The 16,223-nt window shown below is 67.9% G+C and carries 10 protein-coding genes and 2 pseudogenes; 8 read left to right on the top strand and 4 right to left on the bottom strand.

The features are described 5' to 3' along the window. Nucleotides 1-25: 25 nt before the first annotated feature. The 3 genes and pseudogenes from DBV35_RS12745 to DBV35_RS31075 all read right to left on the bottom strand — a co-directional run. A pseudogene (locus DBV35_RS12745) lies at nt 26-708 on the bottom strand (IS5 family transposase); the annotation flags it as partial. Nucleotides 709-774: 66 nt separating this feature from the next. Continuing rightward, nucleotides 775-1,488 carry a ribonuclease T2 family protein gene (locus tag DBV35_RS12740; RefSeq protein WP_108660721.1) on the bottom strand — a complete coding sequence of 238 codons (714 nt, stop codon included), beginning with the start codon at nt 1,486-1,488 and terminating at the stop codon, nt 775-777. Nucleotides 1,489-1,547: 59 nt separating this feature from the next. Further along, nucleotides 1,548-2,051, bottom strand: coding sequence for a hypothetical protein (locus DBV35_RS31075; RefSeq protein ID WP_245943947.1), 504 nt, complete (start codon nt 2,049-2,051; stop codon nt 1,548-1,550). Nucleotides 2,052-2,649: 598 nt separating this feature from the next. Between DBV35_RS31075 and DBV35_RS12730 the strand changes: the two genes are divergently transcribed. From DBV35_RS12730 to DBV35_RS31070, 5 genes are all read left to right on the top strand, one after another. Further along, nucleotides 2,650-3,348 (top strand): ABC transporter ATP-binding protein, encoded by a 699-nt coding sequence (locus DBV35_RS12730; RefSeq protein WP_108660720.1) that lies wholly within the window; start codon nt 2,650-2,652, stop codon nt 3,346-3,348. After that, nucleotides 3,345-5,933 (top strand): ABC transporter permease, encoded by a 2,589-nt coding sequence (locus DBV35_RS12725; protein WP_108660719.1) that lies wholly within the window; start codon nt 3,345-3,347, stop codon nt 5,931-5,933. Before DBV35_RS12730 ends, DBV35_RS12725 begins: the two co-directional genes overlap by 4 nt. A 173-nt stretch (nt 5,934-6,106) precedes the next feature. Next, nucleotides 6,107-6,922, top strand: a complete 816-nt coding sequence (locus tag DBV35_RS12720) for a hypothetical protein (protein ID WP_108660718.1) — start codon at nt 6,107-6,109, stop codon at nt 6,920-6,922. Continuing rightward, nucleotides 6,919-8,541 carry a Y-family DNA polymerase gene (locus DBV35_RS12715; protein ID WP_157961713.1) on the top strand — a complete coding sequence of 541 codons (1,623 nt, stop codon included), beginning with the start codon at nt 6,919-6,921 and terminating at the stop codon, nt 8,539-8,541. Before DBV35_RS12720 ends, DBV35_RS12715 begins: the two co-directional genes overlap by 4 nt. Then, complete coding sequence (locus DBV35_RS31070) at nt 8,538-12,425, top strand: helix-hairpin-helix domain-containing protein (protein ID WP_245943946.1); 3,888 nt, start codon at nt 8,538-8,540, stop codon at nt 12,423-12,425. The genes DBV35_RS12715 and DBV35_RS31070 overlap by 4 nt, the downstream gene beginning before the upstream one ends. 5 nt (nt 12,426-12,430) lie before the next feature. On the opposite strand, the gene DBV35_RS12705 is transcribed toward DBV35_RS31070, so the two are convergent. After that, nucleotides 12,431-13,192 carry an alpha/beta hydrolase gene (locus DBV35_RS12705; RefSeq protein ID WP_108660716.1) on the bottom strand — a complete coding sequence of 254 codons (762 nt, stop codon included), beginning with the start codon at nt 13,190-13,192 and terminating at the stop codon, nt 12,431-12,433. 85 nt (nt 13,193-13,277) lie between these two features. On the opposite strand from DBV35_RS12705, the gene DBV35_RS12700 reads away from it, so the two are divergent. The 3 genes and pseudogenes from DBV35_RS12700 to DBV35_RS31065 form a co-directional block, all read left to right on the top strand. Then, entirely contained in the window at nt 13,278-14,459 is a 1,182-nt protein-coding gene (locus tag DBV35_RS12700; protein ID WP_245943945.1) for a glycosyltransferase family 4 protein, read from the top strand. Between the two features lie 90 nt (nt 14,460-14,549). Then, nucleotides 14,550-15,098: a translation initiation factor IF-3 gene (gene infC / locus DBV35_RS12695; RefSeq protein WP_108660714.1), complete on the top strand. Its 549-nt coding sequence runs from the start codon at nt 14,550-14,552 to the stop codon at nt 15,096-15,098. Nucleotides 15,099-16,070: 972 nt separating this feature from the next. Next, a pseudogene (locus DBV35_RS31065) lies at nt 16,071-16,223 on the top strand (leucine zipper domain-containing protein); the annotation flags it as partial.

Below are 16,223 nucleotides of genomic sequence, written 5' to 3'. Positions count from 1 at the left end.
GGAAGTTCTCGAGAAGGCGATCCTAGCGGGTGGCAAGTCCACGGAACGGCTTGATTCGATTGAAGAACCGCTCGACGAGATTGGGCTGCCGATAAACGAACGAGCTGAACGCGAACGTGCCCTTGCGGATCCGGCGGGGCGGGATGTTCGCCTAGAAACCGCGTTCGGTGGCGCAGCTGCGGATGGCCTTGGTGTCATACGCACGATCCGCAATCAGGATCACACCATGCCCCACATCGCTCAGGAGGTCCGTTGCAGCCGGTGCATCACCGGCTTGGCCCGGTGTGAGGGCGAGGTGTGTCGGGCGTCCCTGGGCATCGACGAGCGCATGGATCTTCGTCGTCAGCCCGCCCCGGGAGCGTCCCACGCGGCCATGGTCCCGATCCCCCTTTTTGCCGCCGCGCCATGCTGATGGACGCGCACGCACGAGGAATCGATCATGACGATATCCCCGTCATAAGCTTCTGAAATCGCAGAGAGTATGCGGTCCTCTATCCACGCCTCACGCCAGCGAACGAAGCGCTTATACAGCGTCGTCCTCGGGCCATAGCAGTCCGGAGCGTCACGCCACGGCGTGCCGGCGCGGAAGCGCCACAGGTTGCCGTTGGTCACCCGTCGATCGTCGATCCGAGGCACACCCCGCGACTTGATCGGCAACAGCGGAGCGATCACCGCCCACTCCGCATCACTGAGATCGTGACGACCCATTTCAAACCTCCTCTTTCGAGGGGTTTAATCCCTCAGGGGAATCCGATTTATAGACCCAGCCAGAGCCTAGTCGGGCGCCGGGACGTCGATGAGGTCGGCACGGCAGCGGCTGCGGCGCACATTGGGGCAGGACTGGAAGTTGAGATCAGGGTCGAGGCAGATCCGCACCTCGACGAGTTGCCGCCGCTCGCAGCGCACATAGATGCCGTCGTCGCGGAGGCCCGGGTTCGCCTGCCGGAATGCTGCGCGCAGCACCTCGGGGCGAACATCTATGTCCTTTTTCAGCGACGTGAGGCCGGGCGGGATCGCGACGCGCTCATACGCCCCGCGCACAAGGGCGAAATAGTCCCGCGCCGAAAGGCCGGAGCAACGGCCGTGCTTGCGCCATTGGTGCCGCACGAGCCCGGGACTCGGCATGATGTCGAGCATCCCGTCGACCTCGCGCCGGCTCGGGTCGCGGGCGCGGGAACGGCAGAAGCTCGGTGAATCGTCGTCAGTGTTCGGCCACAGGCCGTGCACCACGAAATGGAAGTCGGCCTCGCGTCCGCACTGAAGGCGCTCGGCGTTGCCGCTCTGCGTCTCGCAGAAAGACGGGGACCAGGAGAGGGCGAGGACGTAGTGTTCGACATCCTCGGGGAGAATGTCGCGCGGTTGCGCCGCCACGGGCCCGCCAAGCATTGCGGCAATGGCGAGCGCAAGCACCAAGCTCTGCTCCCGGATAGCGCCTTGCGACCATTCCCGAACGGACCAACGGATCAAGGCACGACGACGCGAGTGCATGGGGCGCACCGGTTCGCCGTCATGCGTGCGAACCGCGGGAAATTTGAGGCGGGAGGGGCTCAGTTCACCGTCGCCGGGCGCGCGATGCGGCAGCGGCCGTCGTACACACGCCAGGAATCGTATCCGTCGAGGCAGACATAGACCTTCCAGCCGAAGCCGACGAAGCCCGAATCCTCTTCGAGGAAATAGTAGGCGGTGGTCTGGACGCCGGTGTCGAGCGTCGCGGTGCCCATGCAGTAGCGTCGCACAAGCGGGCTCGGATTGTAGACCGTCTGCGGCACCTCGCCCTGCGCGACGAACTCGGTCACGCGCGGGATGCGATAGACGGCCTCCGCGCGGTTCGCGAAGCGCATCGCGGCGGTGACGACCGAGTTGGAATCGCAGGCCGGCGCCAAGCGGTCGCCATCGCAGACGGTGGGATCACCAAAGAGCCAGAAATTGGTGAAGGCGTTGCAGCGGCGGGTCTCCTGCACGGAGACGGGCTCGGCGGAAAGGTCCGCGGCGAACGAACCGCCGACGGTGGCCAAAACCAAAGCAATCGCCGAGACGATACGGCTCAACATGGCTGCTGCGTCCCTCACTCCACACGCGACTTTGGTCTTGTGAACGATCGCCGCCGTGAGCACAACCGCCGCCCATGCACCAATGCGAACCCGTGACCTTCGCGCCACACCTTGCCGCATCCACAGTCGTGCTTGGGTCACCCCCTTGCCAACACGCTGGTGTGGGGCGGGCTGCCGGTTGCCGCGGTGGCGATCGGCGCCTTCGCGCAAGCCGGCCGACTACCGGAATTGCGGCATGGCGCACAGCACCCAGGGCGGTCCGCCGAATGATCGCGGTCAACCCAAATGTCAGCATTGCTGCGAGAACACCAAGGCATTGGAGCGCACCCGCGCCACGCGTGCTTAACCCGCCGAACATGCGCGACTGCTGCACGGACGCATGCGCGCGTCGTCGCGATCTCGACGAGCGAGCCATGAGCCGCCGTCGTCCACTGCCGCGCACCGCGGGCCGAATTGTCACGGCCATCGGATATCGGCCTTGCATGCCCGCATCCTTCACTATGTTTGTCCTGCCTGCGTCGGACCGGACGCCCTGCCGCCTTGCAGGGGAGGATGTGCGCATGACGCGGCTTGGGGCGGCAGCGGCGAGGTGACGGGCATGACGCACGGCAACACGATCGACGTCAGGGACGTGCATTTGACGCTCGGGCGGGGACCAGTCGCGGTCCCGATCCTGAAAGGTGTCGATCTTGCCGTGCGCGAGGGAACGTCGCTCGGGATCGTCGGGCCATCGGGCTCGGGCAAGTCGACCCTGCTGATGGTCCTTGGCGGGCTGGAGCGTCCCGATTCGGGGACCGTGCATGTCGCCGGGCAAGAGCTGACGGCCATGAGCGAAGATCGTCTGACTGCGTTTCGTGGCGGGGCGATCGGCATCATTTTCCAATCCTTCCATCTCATCCCGACCATGACGGCCCTCGAGAATGTCGCGGTTCCGCTGGAACTCGCGGGCCTTCGCGACGCCGGCGACATCGCCCTCCACGAACTCGACGCCGTCGGTCTCAAGCCGCGCGCGCACCACTATCCGAGCCAGCTTTCGGGCGGAGAGCAGCAGCGCGTCGCGATTGCGCGGGCGCTGGCGCCGAAACCGGCGGTGATGCTTGCCGACGAGCCGACCGGCAATCTCGACGAGGCGACCGGCAGGGACATCATCGACCTGATGTTCGGCGCCCAGGCGACCCGTCGACAGACGCTCGTCCTCGTGACGCACGACCGGCGCCTTGCCGAGCGGTGCGACGACCTCGTGCGCGTTCGAGACGGCCAGGTCTTTGCCGAAGAGACGATGGCGGCCGCTCGATGACGAGTGCGGATTCGCTCCGCGCGAGCGAGTTGGGGTGGCGGGCGCGCCTGCGCCTCCCGCTCGCACTCCGCTTCGCGCTCCGGGAGATGCGCGGTGGCTTGCGCGGCTTCTATGTCTTCATCGCATGCATCGCCCTTGGAACGGGTACGATCGCGGCGGTGAACTCGCTCGCGTCGGGTTTCGCCGCGAGCATCTCCGGCGAAGGGCAGTCCATCCTCGGCGGCGATCTCTCCATCTCGCTCATCCATCGCCAGGCGAACGCCGGTGAACTCGCCTTCCTGAAGGATCGCGCCAAGGTCTCCACCGTTGCGACCTTGCGCGCGATGGCGAGGCCTGAGGCCGGCCGCCAGAGCCTCGTCGAGCTGAAGGGCGTCGACGGCGTCTATCCGCTCTATGGCACGCTTGCGCTGCGATCCGGCCGGAGCCTCGGCGACGCCTTTGCCGCTGTGGAGGGCGCAGTCCCTGTCGTTGTCGACGACAGCCTCCTCGCGACGGCGAACCTTGCCGTCGGCGACCGGTTCTCGCTCGGTCGCCTCACGGTCGAGATCGCCGACGTGATCGAGCGCGAGCCGGACAAGCTGTCGGGTGGCATCGCCTTCGGTCCCCGCGTGATGCTGCCGATTGAGGCGCTCGAGGATTCGGGACTTGTCACGACCGGAAGCCTCGTGCGCTGGCGGTATCGTCTCGCGGGCCCAACCGGGCCATTCGACGACGGCACGATCGAGCGGATCGTCAATGAGGCGAACACCGCCTTCCCGGCGGCGGGATGGCGCATCGAGACCCGCGCCGACGCGGCGCCGGGGTTGCGACGGTCGGTCGATCAGTTCGCCCAGTTCCTGACCCTCGTCGGGCTTACCTCGCTCGCGGTCGGCGGCGTCGGGGTCGCGAACGCGGTGCGCGCCTATCTGGCGCGCAAGCGGTCCAGCATCGCCACGATGCGCTCGCTCGGCGCCACCTCGCGCTTCGTCGTCGAGGTCTATCTCCTCCAGATCCTTTTGCTCGCCGCGATCGGGATCGGATTCGGGATCCTGCTCGGTGCGGCGGTGCCCCCGATTGCCGCGGTGTTCCTCGCCAACCTCCTGCCGGTGTCGGCGCTGTTCTCGCTCTTTCCGGGCGCCCTTCTCCTTGCCTCTCTCTATGGTCTCCTGACGGCGCTGGCCTTCGCGCTCTGGCCGCTCGGCCGCGCCTACGGCATCCGCCCCATCGCTCTCTTCCGGGATGATCTCGACGAGCGTGCCGAGGTCGGGCGGCGCCCGTTTCTGATCGGAACGGCGGCTGTCGGCGGCCTCCTCGTCGCGGTCGCGGTGCTCGCCGCGTATGACCGGATGCTTGCCTCGATCTATGTGGTGGCGGCCGGGGTGATCTTCGTGCTGCTGCGCGCCGTGGCGATGCTCACTGCGTTCGTGGCGCGGCGGATGCCTCGCAGCCGCTCGACCATCGTGCGGATGGCGGTCGCCAACATCCATCGCCGCGGGGCATTGACGCCGACGGTGATCCTGTCGCTTGGGCTGAGCCTCACCCTCCTCGTCACGCTCTCGCTGATCGACGGCAATCTGCGCATGACGCTCACCTCGCGCCTCCCCGCGCAGGCGCCGAGCTTCTTCTTCGTCGATATCCAGGATCGGGAACGGGACGCGTTCGTCGACTTTCTGCGAGAGAAAGCGCCGAGCGCGACGGTCGAGTCCCAGCCGATGCTGCGGGGGCGGATCGTCTCGATCAACGGCACGGCGGCGCAGGATTGGCCCGAGACGGAGGCCTCCTGGGTGCTGCGGGGGGATCGCGGCATCACCTACGGTGCCGCTCCGCCGCAGGGCAGCACCGTGGTGGAGGGGAAATGGTGGCCGCAGGAGGGGCCGGCGCGGAACGAGGTCTCGTTCGCGGCCGATCTCGCGCGCGAGCTTGGTGTCGGCATCGGCGATGTCGTGCGGGTGAACGTGCTCGGCCGGGAGGTGGATGCGACGATCAGCAACCTGCGCACCGTCGAGTGGGAGACGCTGTCGATCAACTTCGTGATGATCTTCTCGCCCAACGTCTTCGCCGGCGCGCCGCACGCCCATCTGGCGACCCTCGCTTTCCCGAACGGGGGGAGCGCGGCGGAGGAGATCGCCCTCCTCAAGGACGTGACCGACCGCTTTCCCACGGTGACGAGCATCCGCGTGAAGGACGCGCTCGAGACCGTGAACGGGATCGTCGGCGACCTCACATTGGCGATCCGCGCGGCCGCGGCGGTGACGTTGTTCTCCTCGATGCTGGTCCTCGCGGGGACGCTCGCGGCGAGCCATCGCAGCCGCATCTACGACGCGGTGATCTTGAAGACGCTCGGTGCGCGGCGGGCGACGCTGCTCGCGGCGTATGCCTTGGAATACTCGCTCCTCGGGTTCGCGGCGGCGGTGTTCGGGGTGGCCGCGGGCTCGCTCGCTGCGTTTTTCATCGCCATCGGCCTGATGGAGATCGAGTTCGTCTGGCTGCCGGTGTCGGCCTTGTCGGCCGTGGTGATCGGCATCGCCGTGACGGTCGGTCTCGGGCTCGTCGGCACCTGGCGAGCGCTCGGCGAGCAGCCGGCTTCGGTCCTTCGCAATCTCTAGGAGGCGCTGGACGCAGCGTGCGAGCGTCGCGATCGATTGACTGAGAATGGCGCCCTCCTGTCATGATTGATTCGAGCCCATAGCTCACCTATAGATTGCAATTGACGCCTTGACAAGCCTAAATGTTCCATCTATGTTCGGAATAGAAGTGGAACATTAACCAATGGTTCGCGATGTCTGGCCTGGATGCCCGCTTGCGGTCGCTTCAATTCGAAAGGTTGAAGGCGAGTCTAGGCTCGTCCCTGGTCGCTCTTGGGGGCGGTGCGGGCGACGCCGTCCGACCGAGCTCGATCGTCGATATTCTGAACCAAGATATGCGCTCGGGCACGCATCTCTTTTATTCGGACTCGACGTCGAAGATTGGGGCCACCTCCGGGTTCGTGTCCTTTCTTCTGCTGCACGCCGCGCTGAAATCGAGGCGCATCGTCTGGGTTCAGCGGAGTGGGCCGAAAGAATGGGGGCAGATCTATGGTCCGGGCGTTGAGGAGATGGGCGGGTCTCCGAACGACTGGATCAGCGTTCTTCCTGACGGCCAGAACCACGCGATCTGGGCGGTCGAGGAGGCGCTTGGCTCAAGCGCTGTCGGGGCCGTGGTCGCCGAGATCGGGGATCTGCGCGCGCTGGACCTGACCGCGACGCGACGTATCGCGCTGCGGAGCGAACAAAGCGGGGTGCCCGTCTATTGGGTCGGGATCGGGCGACCGGGCCACACGGCGGCGCGGACCCATTGGAATATCGAGCCTGCGAAGAGCGAGCCACAGCCGCTTTTCGCCAGTTTGCTTGGAGATCCTGAGTGGGTTGCGGCGTTGATGAAGAACCGGCGCGGACGGTGCGGCGCGCAACGGGTCGGCTTCTCGTGGCGGACAGGGGGGTTCGTGGAGGCAAGACTAAGTCAGACATTGTTAAGAAAAGAACAAAAAGTGAATAAATCGGAACGTGTCGTTTTGGATTTCCCGCAGGCTCGTCTGCGCGGCGGCCGCGTCCGATGAAGAGGGTGGGGGATCAGCGGCCCTCGCGGCGTGTTCTGCATCTGTGGATGCCGTTCCTTGCCACGGACCGTCTGGCGCGCGAACGCGGGGAGGTTCGGAGCGGGCCAGGGGGAGCGAAGCCGCCGCCATGGGCGACGGTGATGAAGGTGAACGGTGCGCTGGTTCTCGATGCCGTCGACCGCGTTGCGAAGGAGGCGGGCCTGTCGGCGGGACTCTCTCTTGCCGAGGCGCGCGCCCAGATCCCGTCGCTGCGGGTGGAGGCCGCGGACCCGGAGGCCGACCGTGCGCTCTTGCTCTCGATCGCCCGGGCGGCCGATCGATACACGCCGTTCGTGGGGCTCGATGCCCCGCAAGGGCTCTTTCTCGACATCAGCGGATGCGCGCATCTCTTCGGGGGGGAGAGAGGCCTGCTGCGCGACATTCTGGTGCGCCTTCGCGCATGGGGCGTCGAGGCGCGGGCGGCGATCGGCGACAATCCCACCATCGCTTGGGCCGTCGCCCGCTATGGCGAAGGCGGAATCGTGCCGCCGGGAGCGGAGCAGGCGGTGCTCGATCCCTTGCCGATCGAGGCGCTGCGCATCCCGGCCGAGACCGTCGCGGTGTTGCGGCGGCTTGGGTTGAAGAGCGTTTTGCAACTTCGGTCCCAGCCGCGCAGGCCCCTCGTCCACCGCTTCGGCCCGCTTCTCGCCATGCGGATGGAGCAGGCGGAAGGGCGGCAGGGCGAGCCGATCACGCCGCTGTCCCAGCCGCCGCGCTTCGTCGTGGAGCGCGCCTTCGCCGAGCCCCTCATGCAGATCGAGGCGGTGATCGGGACGCTGGAGAAGCTCGCGATCCAGCTGTCGGAGGCGCTCGAGGCGAAGGGGGAGGGCGCGCGGCGCCTCCGGCTGCGCCTCTTCCATGCGAACGGGATGGTGCATGACGTCGTGGTGGGGGCGAGCATGCCCTTGTGTGCCGCCGCGCGGATGGTCCGGCTGCTCTGCCCCCGGCTAGAACGCCTCTCAGAGCGCATCGAGAACGAGAGCGGGATCGACCTCATCCGCCTCGCTGGCGAGGAGACGGCGCTGCTCGAGGCCCGACAGGCCGATCTCGACGGTTCGGAGGCGCTGTCGGACCTTGCCCGCCTGATCGACACGCTCACTGAGCGGCTGGGAGAGGACGCGGTCCGCCGCTTCGTGCGGGCCGACACGCATCAGCCGGGCGAGGCCGCCGCATGGAGACCAGCCGCCACAACCGTTCGCGAGGTGACCTGGCCGGAGCCGGCGCAAGGGGCATTCGATCGCCGGGAGGAGGCAATCGGGAGGGCGGGCGTTCCGGCGCTCGAACGCCCGCCGGGCCGGCCGATCCGGCTGTTCGACCCGCCCGAGCCGGTGGAGACGCTCGCGAGCGTGCCCGACGGTCCACCCATCCGCTTCGTCTGGCGGCGAGTGCCATATCGGGTCGCCGCGGCGGAGGGGCCCGAGCGAATTGCGGCGAAATGGTGGCAAGGCGGGAATGGTGAAACGTGCGACTATTTTCGCGTCGAGGATGAGGCGGGCCGGCGCTTCTGGATGTTCCGCCGGGGTCTTTATGGGGACGGCGCCCCGCGTCCGCAGTGGTTCATGCACGGATTGTTCGCATGAGCGAGGGCCTCGACACCGCCTTTCTCGAGCTCGCCGCCATGAGCAATTTCTCCTTTCTGCGAGCGGCCTCGCACCCGGAGGAACTCGTGGTGACGGCGGCCGCCTTCGGCATGGCGGGCTTCGGCCTGTGCGACCGGAACAGCCTCGCCGGCGTGGTGCGGGCGCACATCGCGGGCCGTGAGCTCGGTCTCAGGACCGTCGTCGGCTGCCGGCTCGTCTTCAATGACGGCACGCCCGACTGCCTCGCCTGGCCGGTCGACCGGGCGGCCTATGGCCGGCTGTGCCGCCTCCTCACGATCGGCAATATGCGGGGCGAAAAGGGGGATTGCCGGCTGGGCCTCCCCGATCTCGCCGAATGGGGGGAGGGGATGGCCCTCGCGCTCGTGGCCGAGACGGGGACGGCGGAGGCCATCGCGGCCGCGGCGGACGGGCTGTCGCATCTCGGCGAGCCGCTGCGTCTCGCCCTCACCCGCCCCTATGGGGTGGACGATGAGCGGCGCCTGCGCCAGCACGCCGCGCTCGCCGAGGCGCTTCGCCTGAGGCCGCTCGCCACCAACATGCCGCTCTATCACGCGGCCGAGCGCCGGCCCCTTCAGGATGTGCTGACCGCGATCCGCGAGCACACCAATGTCGAAACGGCCGGCCGCCTCCTCTCGGTGAATGCCGAGCGCCACATCAAGCCGCCCGGCGAGATGGCCCGCCTCTTCCACGCGCTTCCGGAGGCGCTGAGAGAGCCGCTGCGCGTCCTGGGGCGGATCGGCTTCTCGCTGGAGGAATTGCGCTACGAATATCCGGAGGAGCCGACCGATCCCGGCCGCACCCCGCACGAGACGCTGACCCGCCTCGTCGAGGACGGTGTGCGCAAGCGATATCCGGCGGGCGTTCCGAAGACCGTCGCCGCGCAGATCGCGCACGAGCTCAACCTGATCGAAACGCTCGACTACGCTCCCTATTTCGTGACGGTCTATGACATCGTGCGCTTCGCGCGGGAGCGGGGAATCCTCGCCCAGGGACGCGGTTCGGCCGCGAATTCGGCGGTCTGCTATTGTCTCGGGGTCACGGAGGTCGACCCCGCGCGCGCCGACCTCCTCTTCGAGCGCTTCGTCTCGCCAGAGCGGCGCGAGCCCCCCGACATCGACATCGATTTCGAGCACGAGCGGCGCGAGGAGGTGATCCAATATATCTACGAGAAGTATGGGCGGGATCGCGCCGGGCTCGCCGCGACGGTGATCAGCTACCGCTCGCGTTCCTCCGCGCGTGAGGTCGGCAAGGCGCTCGGCTTTTCCGAGGACGCGGTGTCGGCCCTCTCGGGGGCCGTCTGGGGATGGTCGAATGACGGGGTCGGGCCGCGCGAGGCGGAGCGGGTCGGCCTCAGTCCGGACGATCCGCGGATCGGCCATCTGATGCACCTCACCCAGGAGATCGCAGGCTTTCCCCGGCACCTGTCGCAGCATGTGGGCGGGTTCGTGATCACCCGCGGCCGGCTCGACGAGCTGGTCCCGGTGATAAAGGCGGCGATGGAGGACCGCACGAACATCGAATGGGACAAGGACGATATCGACGCGCTCGGCATCCTGAAAATCGACGTGCTGGCGCTCGGGATGCTGACCTGCGTGCGCAAGGCGCTCGCCTTCCTCGCCGAGAATTATGCCGATGATTTCGATCCGCCCGGGCGCGAGGAGGCTGCGGACCGGGTCCGGCCGGCCCCCCTTGCGGATGTCGAGCCGAGCCTTCTGGTGGCATCGAGGCGGGAGAAGCACGCCGGCCGCGAGGCGAGCGAAGCGCCGGAGCCGCGGCGGACGGCGGATCCTTCCGGCGCCACGCTCCCCTTCGCGCACACGCAGACGCTTGCCCTGGAGGCGAGCCAAGGGGCGTTGGCGCCGCCCGACAGCGCGGGGGAGGGCGGAGGTCGGGCTTCTGCGCCACAGATCCCGGATGAGCGGGGAATTGTCGTGCCGTTTCCGGGTGGCCGGGCGGAGAAGGGCGAGACACCCGGCTTCGCGGCGCCCGCGCCCGTCGCCGTCGCGCAGCCGCCCCAGGGCGAGGCCGGCGTTCCCCAGTACGACCATTGGCCGGTCACCCTCGCGACGATCCCCGCCGAGGATCCTGCGGTCTATGACATGATCTCCCGCGCCGACACGCTCGGCGTCTTCCAGATCGAAAGCCGGGCGCAGATGACGATGCTGCCCCGCCTGAAGCCTCGCACCTTCTACGATCTCGTGATCGAGGTGGCGATCGTGCGCCCCGGACCCATCCAGGGCGACATGGTGCACCCCTATCTGCGCCGCCGGCAGGGCAAGGAGCAGGTAGACTACCCCTCGAAGGCGCTGCGCAAGGTGCTCGAAAAGACGCTCGGCGTGCCGCTTTTCCAGGAGCAGGCGATGCGCATCGCGATCGTGGCGGCGGGCTTCACCCCGGCCGAGGCGGATCAGCTACGCCGCGCGATGGCCACCTTCCGCAAGGTCGGGACGATCGGCACCTTCCAGCGCAAGATGATCGACGGGATGCAGGCGAACGGCTACACGGCCGACTTCGCCGAGCGCTGCTTCAAGCAGATCGAGGGGTTCGGCGAGTACGGCTTTCCGGAAAGCCACGCGGCGAGCTTCGCGCTGCTCGTCTACGCGTCGAGCTGGCTGAAATGCTATTATCCGGACGTCTTCTGCGCGGCCCTCCTCAACAGCCAGCCGATGGGCTTTTACGCGCCCTCGCAGATCGTGCGGGACGCGCGGCAGCACGGGGTCGACGTGCTGCCGGTGGACATCAACCAGTCCGACTGGGACTGCACGCTCGAGGCCGGCCGCTGGCGCGCCGATCGCCTTCATGCGGACCATGCCTCGATGCGCGGGACCATTCGGACGCGGCGCGCAGTGCGGCTTGGCCTGCGCCAGGTGAAGGGGCTGCGCGAGGAGGAGATGCGGCGCATGTGCGCGCTGCGCGGGCGTGGTTACGATTCGGTGCGGGATCTGTGGCTGCGGGCCGGCCTCTCCCGCGCCACGATCGAGCGCCTCGCGGATGCGGACGCGTTCGGCTCCATCGGCCTCACCCGGCGCGATGCGCTCTGGGCCGCGCGCGGGCTCGAGGCGGACGGGGGCGCGGAGGCGCTGCCGCTCTTCGCCGCGGCCGATCTCGCTGATCTCCGGCGCGAGGCGGCGGCCGTGCTACCCCCCATGCCGCCGGGCGAGGAGGTGATCAACGACTATCGCTTCCTTTCCTTGTCGCTGAAGGCCCATCCGGCGGCTTATGTGCGCGCCGCGCTCTCGCGCGAGCGGATCGTCGCGGCCGAGACCGTCAGTCCCGCCGCGAACCGGCGCCGGATTTCGGTCGCGGGCCTCGTCCTCGTGCGCCAGCGCCCGGGCTCGGCGAAGGGCGTCATCTTCATGACGGTGGAGGACGAGACGGGCATCGCGAACGTGATCGTCTGGCCGAAGGTGTTCGAGGCCTACCGCCAGGTCGTCCTCGGCGCGCGCTTTGTGAAGGTCTCGGGGCGCGTACAGGCGGAGGACGGGGTGGTCCACGTCGTCGCCGAACGGCTCGAGGACCGGACGCCGCTGCTGTCGCGCCTCAGCGCGCCTTACGCGGACTGGAACGCGCTCGACAGGGCGGACGAGGTGAGGCGGCCGGCCGCCGACCCGCGCGCGGCGCCGAAGTCGCTGCAGCGCCTCTCCCGCCTCATCGAGGCGGCGGCGCGGCAGGGCGATGGCGCGTCGCTCGGGGACAATCCGGCCGTCGCCGCCGCGATCGAGGCGCATCGCCGTGCCGGGGAGCGGCTCGGACGGTCCGCGGATCCGCCGTTCGCGGAGGATCCGGCGCCGCGGACAGCGCGGGCGGGCCGGGGCGGCAAGGATGTGCGCCAGGCCCTGCCGAAGGGGAGGAACTTCCAGTGAGCCGTTCAGTCCCGCGTGATGCCCTCGACCGCCGCGATGATCCGGGCGAGATCCGCCTCGCGCGACAGGCGGTGATCGCCGTCCTTGATGAGGGTGAGGACGACGTCGTCATGGGCGAGATGCTCGACGAGTTCGAGCACATGGCCATAAGGCACGTCCGGATCCTCGACACCCTGGAGGATGTGGACGGGGCAGCCCGTCTCGATCGGCGTGTCGCCGTAGAGGAGGTGCTGGCGGCCATCCTCGAAGAGGCGCCGCGTGATCGGGAGCGGCGGGCCGTATTCGGAAGGCAGATAGGCGACCCCTTCCGACAGGATCGTCTCGCGCACGGGCTCGGGCAGGCGCGGCCACATCAGCCGCTCGGTGAAGTCGGCCGCAGGGGCGATGAGGACGAGGCCCGCGAACGGGCGCCCCTCCCGCGCGAGCGCGCGCGCCATGAGGAGCGCGATCCACCCGCCCATCGACGAGCCGACCGCGATCGTGCGGCCGGGGCAATAGGTCTCGTGGACGAGACGGGCGTCGGCGAGCCAGTCCGAGAGGGTGCAATCCTCGAACCGGGCACCCGATTCGCCGTGCCCGCGATAGTCGAAGCGCACGACGCGCCGGCCATGGTCCGCGCCCCATTCGGCGAGCGCCGTCGCCTTTCCGCCGATCATGTCGGACCGGAAGCCGCCGAGCCACAGGACCGACGGGTCGGCGCCTTCGGTGATCCGCACGGCGACATCCGCCCCACCGGAGGCGATGTGAATCGGAGCGTCGTCAACCATTGGCCTATTTCTCTTCGATATGGTGGAGGATCGGGGGCAGATGGCGGAACCGGGCCGCCAATGGCAAGGGGAGAGAATGACGGGCATGAGCGCGCGGCCGATGACGATCCTTCAGGTGGTGCCCGAGCTCGGCACGGGCGGTGCCGAGCGGACCACGATCGACATCGCGGCGGCGCTCGTCGCGGGGGGCGACCGGGCGATCGTCGTCTCCGAAGGCGGGCGAATGCTGGAGGAATTGCGCGACACGGGGGCCGAACACGTGGCGATGCCCGTCGCGACGAAGGGGCCGATCGGCATGCGGCGCAATGCCGGCCGCCTCGCCGCCCTGATGGAGCGCGAGGGCGTCGACATCATCCACGCCCGTTCGCGCGCCCCGGCCTGGTCCTCGCTCTGGGCGTCCGCCTGGACGCGCCGGCGTTTCGTGACGACCTATCATGGCGCCTACAACGAGAAGACCGCGCTCAAGAATCGCTACAATTCGGTGATGGCGCGGGGCGACATCGTCATCGCGAATTCCGGCTTCACCGCCGCCCTGGTCGCCAAGCGGCATCCGTTCGCGACATCCCGGATCGTGACGATCCCGCGCGGCATCGACCTCACCGCCTTCCAGGAGGATGTCTCCGCGCGGGCCGAGGCACTGCGCCGCACCTGGCGGATCGACCCGCGCGAGCGCATCCTCCTCCACCTCGCGCGGCTGACGCCGTGGAAGGGACACGAGGTGCTCATCGACGCGCTCGCCCTCCTCCAGAAGCGTCACGGGCGCAACTGGGTCTGCGTGATGGCGGGCGACGACCAGGGGCGCAGCGGCTACACGCAGAAGCTCGAGGAAAAGATCCGCACGCTCGGGCTCGGCCAGCGCGTGCGCCTCGTCGGCCATGTGAGCGACGTGCCGGCCGCGCTCGCGGCGTCGACCTTCTGCGTGCAGCCCGCGATCGAAGCGGAGGCGTTCGGCCGCGCCGCAGTGGAGGCGCAGGCGGCGGGCCGGCCGGTGATCGTGACGGACCTCGGCGCCGTGCGCGAGACGGTGCTCGCGCCGCCGGACGTGCCGCGCGACAAGCGCTCCGGCTGGCGCGTCCCGGCGAGCAACGCGCCGGAGCTCGCCGATGCGCTCTTCGAGGCGCTGCAGGCCTCCAACGACAGCCTGAATGCGATCGGGCTGCGGGGCCGGGCGCATGCAAACGCCAACTTTTCGCTGGACGCGATGAAGCGAAAAACGCTCGGCGTCTACCATTCCCTTTTGGAAGATGACATTTCCGCGCTATATTGAGCACCGAGCCGTGGTCTGATGCATGACGTTTCCGTCACCGAATGCTGAGGGGCCGCGGGCGAGAGACCAACTATTCGTGGAGACACTGCCATTCGCCGACCCCATCGCGCTCCTGCGCCGGTCCTGAAGCAAGGCCCCCGCACCAACCGGGAAATTCGCGTTCCGCGCGTCCAGCTCGTTGACGCCGACGGTTCCAATCGGGGGATCATCCCGATCGACGAGGCGATTCAGCTTGCCGAAGAGGCCGGGCTCGATCTCGTCGAAGTCGCGCCGAACTCCGATCCGCCGGTCTGCAAGATCCTCGACTATGGCCGCTTCAAGTTCCAGACGCAGAAGAAGGCCGCCGAGGCGCGCAAGAAACAAAAGACCTTCGAGGTCAAAGAGATAAAGATGCGCCCGAACATCGACACGCATGACTATGACGTGAAGATGAAGGCCATTCGCAAGTTCTTCGACGAAGGCGACAAGGTCAAGGTGACCCTGCGCTTCCGTGGACGTGAGATGGCGCACCAGAATCTCGGCATGGACCTCCTCAACAAGGTGCGTGACGACACGCAGGAGATCGCCAAGGTGGAGGCCGAGCCGAAGCTCGAAGGCCGCCAGATGGTGATGGTCCTCGCGCCGACCGCCCAGCGCTAATCCCGACGCGGCCCCAAGGGCCACCGACGTCGCGCAACGCCCTCCCGCCCCCGGCCGGAGGGCGTTTTGTTTTGGACGGAGTGTGTGCGGGCCGTCCGCCTGGCGGGGCGGGGGCGCCCGGCAAGGAGGACCCGTCGAACTGGTCCGCTGTTCGCTTAGCGCCGTGCCCAATGTGTCTCTCCGAGATACCGCCTTTGCACATCGCACTCCCGCAGGCGAGCGGAAGGCATCTTTGTTGCTAGTCAGCGACGTGTCCGCCGGCAACGAGCGGGTCGATCCGGCCAGGCAAGATGGCCCGACCGCCAGTCCCGTTCGAGCCCGGTCGCCGTTCGTCCAGCGCCAAAACCGACGCGGCTGATTGGGCGCGACGTCGATCGAAGCCTTTCGAAGCTGGGACGCAGGACATTTTTTTGCGGTCGGCCTTTTGGCACGCAAGCCGGTTGGGTGGCGATCGTCTCGAACCCGATTGGTAAGAGTGAGCCCGCCGTAGGGTTCCTCGTATTGGGCCGTTGTTCACTCAGCGCCGTTCCCGACGGGGTCACTGACGTAACAACGCTCTGCCTTCCCCGGGCGGAAAGCGTGTCTGTGTGAGGTAACTGTGTTGATGCGTCATGCGGCGAGTCGCGTGCCGTTGCGCAGCATAGCGTTGATGATTACGAGTGGCGGACAGGCGATGGCGATGAGGATGGACTTCTGCGCCTTGCCCTTCAGGCGCACCCGTTCGCGCATCGCAACGAGGCTGGGACTGTGTCGCGATGAAGTGAGCTGCGATGTGGACCGCCTCTCGGGTCTTGCGGCGACCGCGCCGGATCCGGCGTGCGCTCTGCCATGTGCCGCTCTTTCTGGCGTGTCGGGAGTGCCCTTGGAAGTGAGGCGAGGCGGCACCAGTCGAGGTTCTAGATGTGGATGCTACGATGATTGCTCCTCGAGTGTAGGGCTGATTGGATGGTCCGAAGGCGGTGAGGGGCAGTCATCAACACCCACAAGAATGCGCGGAAGAACCGACATAGCCGGCTCCTTCTGGTCCATCGGGTGAGTGCAGAGGGGTGATCTTTGGTCGATGCCGCAAGCGCTGCCGGTATCTCGAAGCGAACCGCTTTCAAGTGGCTCGCCCGCTTCCGAGCT

Source organism: Acuticoccus kandeliae (assembly GCF_003073115.1).
This window is presented reverse-complemented; position numbering and strand designations above follow the sequence as displayed.

Excerpts from the sequence above, each read along its gene's own strand:
- DBV35_RS31075 (WP_245943947.1), bottom strand. The coding sequence starts at position 2,051 with ATGTTGAGCCGTATCGTCTCGGCGATTGCTTTGGTTTTGGCCACCGTC.
- DBV35_RS12730 (WP_108660720.1), top strand. The coding sequence starts at position 2,650 with ATGACGCACGGCAACACGATCGACGTCAGGGACGTGCATTTGACGCTC.
- DBV35_RS12715 (WP_157961713.1), top strand. The coding sequence starts at position 6,919 with ATGAAGAGGGTGGGGGATCAGCGGCCCTCGCGGCGTGTTCTGCATCTG.
- DBV35_RS12700 (WP_245943945.1), top strand. The coding sequence starts at position 13,278 with ATGAGCGCGCGGCCGATGACGATCCTTCAGGTGGTGCCCGAGCTCGGC.
- DBV35_RS12740 (WP_108660721.1), bottom strand. The coding sequence starts at position 1,488 with ATGCACTCGCGTCGTCGTGCCTTGATCCGTTGGTCCGTTCGGGAATGG.
- DBV35_RS12720 (WP_108660718.1), top strand. The coding sequence starts at position 6,107 with ATGTCTGGCCTGGATGCCCGCTTGCGGTCGCTTCAATTCGAAAGGTTG.
- DBV35_RS31070 (WP_245943946.1), top strand. The coding sequence starts at position 8,538 with ATGAGCGAGGGCCTCGACACCGCCTTTCTCGAGCTCGCCGCCATGAGC.
- DBV35_RS12725 (WP_108660719.1), top strand. The coding sequence starts at position 3,345 with ATGACGAGTGCGGATTCGCTCCGCGCGAGCGAGTTGGGGTGGCGGGCG.
- DBV35_RS12705 (WP_108660716.1), bottom strand. The coding sequence starts at position 13,192 with ATGGTTGACGACGCTCCGATTCACATCGCCTCCGGTGGGGCGGATGTC.